Raw genomic sequence first — 3,612 nt, 5'->3', positions numbered from 1 at the left:
CCTCCGGAAGCAGCAACTCCACCCATGGAAGCAATCACGGGTTTTTTGTTCTTACCTTCTTTGCAGAGAGCGATTTCACGGGCAATTATGTCGGAAGCAAGAGCAGAACCTCCACCGCTGTCTATTCGCAGGATAATTCCTTTCACGGATTTATCTTCGCGTGCTTTCTTGATCGCTTGTGAAGTAGTTACCGAACCTATGGATTTCCCTGATCTTCCTTTGCCTGAATGGATATTCCCCACTGCATAGATGAGAGCGATCTTGTCCTTTTTCTCGTCGCTCCAATCATATCGGATCTTATTCTGACAGAGCTTTTTCAAGATCTTTGTTTTGGGATAAATATCTTTTAATTTGTCTTCCAGTTCATCTTCGTAAATAATTCCATCCACAAGACCGTTTTCATAAGCCTTTTTGGAAATAAAATATGGTCCATCATCGATAATTTCCGCAGCAGATTTGGATAATTTCCCTTTTCTTCCGGAATCGATCATACTTACCAGTTCATCGTATAATCCCTGTAAAAGTTCATCATATGATTCTCTTTCAGCAGCGGTCATTCCATTTTCCGAAAGCATGTTTCCTGCTGTTTTGTATTCATGACTCCTGAAATTTATTACTTCGATACCAAGTTTGTTCAGAGCATCTTTCAGATACGGCATGGATACCGAGATTCCTTTCAGATCGATACTACCGAGAGGATTCAGATAGATCTCGTCGGCAACAGAAGCAGCAAAAGCATAATTTACATTGCTGATATTTTCATAATAAAATACGATCTTTTTCCCTGTTGATTTGAAATCGAGAAGAGCCTTTTTCAGTTCCAGGAAATTAGCAAAACTGGTTGAAAAATTTCCTGATTTGAAGACAATACCACCGATCTTATCATCCTTTTTTAGTTTCTCGATTTTCTTGATCACCTGCGAAATGGTCTGATCTTTACCGGATACGATCTTAAAAGGTCCGATCTCCATTCCGGACTTTTTCTCAACGATCTTTCCTGTTAATTTGAAATCATAGAATTTGTCTCTTCTTTTGCTGTCCGTAAAAGAGCGGAAGAATTTATCGGAAACATGCACATAATAACTTCCCTGGGAAAATTTATTTTCATCATCGAATCCAAACAGACTTCCGATCTTAAGCTTGGAAAAACTCAAACTGAAATTCGCACCGATCGTTTCAGTTTCCAGACTGTACGATCCGCCAAAATTGATCCCGTTAACAAGTTCAGTTTGAATGCCAATTGCTGGATCGGACCATTCTTCATCAGTATAACTGAAATCCGAGGAGAAACTAACTCGATCCCAGACTTTTCCCTTCAGGAAAACCGGTCGCACTGCCAGACCAATTTGATAACTTCTTTCATCTTTAAAAAGGTCTCGGCCAACAGCTCCCAGAGATAAGAAGTCAAATGGTCGATAAAGCAGAGATTCCGACCAATCACCTTTTTTATACTTGTCGTTTCTCCAGTTGTAGGATGCTCCCAAATGGAAGTTCCTGAATAATTTAGACGAAAGTAAAATCGTGTGATCATCTACATTGGAATGATCCAGAACATAAGCCAAACCATCAAAATTGAAGAACAAAGAATAAACATCATCTTCAAATTTTCCATCTTTGTCATAATGACCTAAAAAACCGATTCCTCCGCCATTACCAAAACTCAAGGCTGCCGGATTTACTTTTGCTGATAGAAATCCATCTGTATTAGCGACCGGTAATTCGCAATAAACAGGTTCTTGAGCGACTAAACCTCCAAGTAGAAGGTTCATGATCAAAACTAAAATGATTCTTTTCATTTTTTCTGCTCCTTATTTTGTTTATTTTTGTAGCACATTTTTGTAAAATGTGAAAAACTATAACCTTGAAAAAGTTTAAAAGTATTCTCTCCTTGCTGAACTTTTTCAACGGTTCTCGCTGTACCATTCGTCATCATCTTTAACCATTGAAAAGGTCGAGTGAGAGAATTCCTCTGGTAGAGACCGTTTTCAAGGTTTTATTAACTAATACGCTCCGGAATCATCTGATAATTTTCCGGAAAAATCCTGATCTTCTAATTTTGTATATTTGAAATCAGTATTACCCTTGAATTCAGTTCCTGTCATATTGAAAGGTTCATAAAAATGAACATATTTAAAATTTGCATAATTATTAAATCTGGCATTTTCAAATGTCACTCCTTCCGGAAATTTTGTGTATTTAAAATCCGCTTCATCTTTGAAGGTTACCATTGAAAAATCTGCTAAATCTTCGAATTTTGTATATTTGAAGTTGGCAAGATCAAAGAAAACAGAATTACCGAAAAAACTTGTCTGCCGGAATTTTGTATATTTAAAATTAGCATCCTCGTAAAAACTGCAATTTTCAAAACTAACGGAAGTGTCAAATTTGCTGTATTTGAACAATGCTTCTCCATCGAACTTGTTATTAGTAAAATCTGTATCTTGATGAAATTCCGAGTATTTGAAAAGAGCATCTCTTTCGAAAGTGCAATTCCTGAAAATAACTTCTTCATCAAATATCGCCGCATACATCTCATCTTTTATTTCATCATTGAAATAAGCAACTACATCTCCGGCAAAGATACAATCGACAAAAACGACCGGTACTTGAACAAAACAATGGTATTCAGTCGATTCCGAATCTGATGATGAAACAACTTTTTTCTCTTGAACATCGATAAATTTCAAGTTCCCTTTGATAGTAACATTCTCATACTTAACAGGTTGCATATTATCAATCGCTGAAATTATCTCATCACTTATTACAGAATTATCAGAAAATAAATTTGATGAAAACAAAATCACCATAATAATTGCTAAAACTCCTGATTTTTTCATTTATCCTCCTTGATATGTATCACCATTTCTCAATGGTATTTTTCCCATCGTGAGGATGGGATTACTGTAACTCAAACAATCCTGTTTGAGAAATGTAAAACATTTTTGCAAAATGTTATTTCCGATTTCAATAAATTCATTAAAATCTATTTTTCACAGAATGCAATTCTGTGCTACTTTCACAATCATGATTGATTGTGATACATCAATCCAACTCATAAATGTTTATACTGCTGTTGGAAGTTTTTGCTCTGATCTGTTTCCCGCCTTTTCCGATTTTTCCTTTCAGATAATTTTTGGAAAAATCACTGGTAGTTATTTCAATATCGTGCAATTTAATGCCGGAATTGGAGGTGGAAGCGAGAATATCCGCATTCAGTTCAGGATTCAAATAGAGTTTGATCGAACCGTTACTTGTTGAGAATTCGGCATCATCATTTAGAAAAGAAATTTCTGCTTTTATACTTCCGTTAGATGTGGAAGCATCGATTGTTCCATCGATTTTATATACATTAATACTTCCGTTGCTGGTTCCGGCATTAATTGAACCGGAGATTTTATCAGCAGTTATGGAGCCGTTACTTGTCCGCAATATCAGGTTTCCTTCAGTATTAAAAACTTTGATGCTGCCATTGGAAGTAGAAAGTTCCGCATCTCCTTTGACATTTTCGATTTTGATACTTCCATTCGAGGTTTGGATGGAACTTAAAAGCATATTCTCCGGAACTTTGATAACATATTCCACGAAAACTTTTGGATTCTTTGATTTCTCGAT

3 protein-coding genes are annotated in these 3,612 nt (G+C 36.1%); all 3 read right to left on the bottom strand.

The annotated features are described in order from the left end of the window. A partial coding sequence (locus ENL20_10745; GenBank protein HHE39032.1) for a signal peptide peptidase SppA occupies nucleotides 1-1,796 on the bottom strand: 1,796 nt, incomplete at its 3' end. Between the two features lie 204 nt (nucleotides 1,797-2,000). After that, on the bottom strand, nucleotides 2,001-2,837 hold the full coding sequence (locus ENL20_10740; GenBank protein HHE39031.1) for a hypothetical protein: 837 nt from the start codon (nucleotides 2,835-2,837) through the stop codon (nucleotides 2,001-2,003). A gap of 205 nt (nucleotides 2,838-3,042) precedes the next feature. Further along, entirely contained in the window at nucleotides 3,043-3,612 is a 570-nt protein-coding gene (locus ENL20_10735; GenBank protein ID HHE39030.1) for a hypothetical protein, read from the bottom strand.

It is taken from the genome of Candidatus Cloacimonadota bacterium (genome assembly GCA_011372345.1).
GTDB lineage: Bacteria > Cloacimonadota > Cloacimonadia > Cloacimonadales > TCS61 > DRTC01.
The sequence above is the reverse complement of the archived record's forward strand: the minus strand, read 5'-3'. Positions and strand labels throughout refer to the sequence as shown.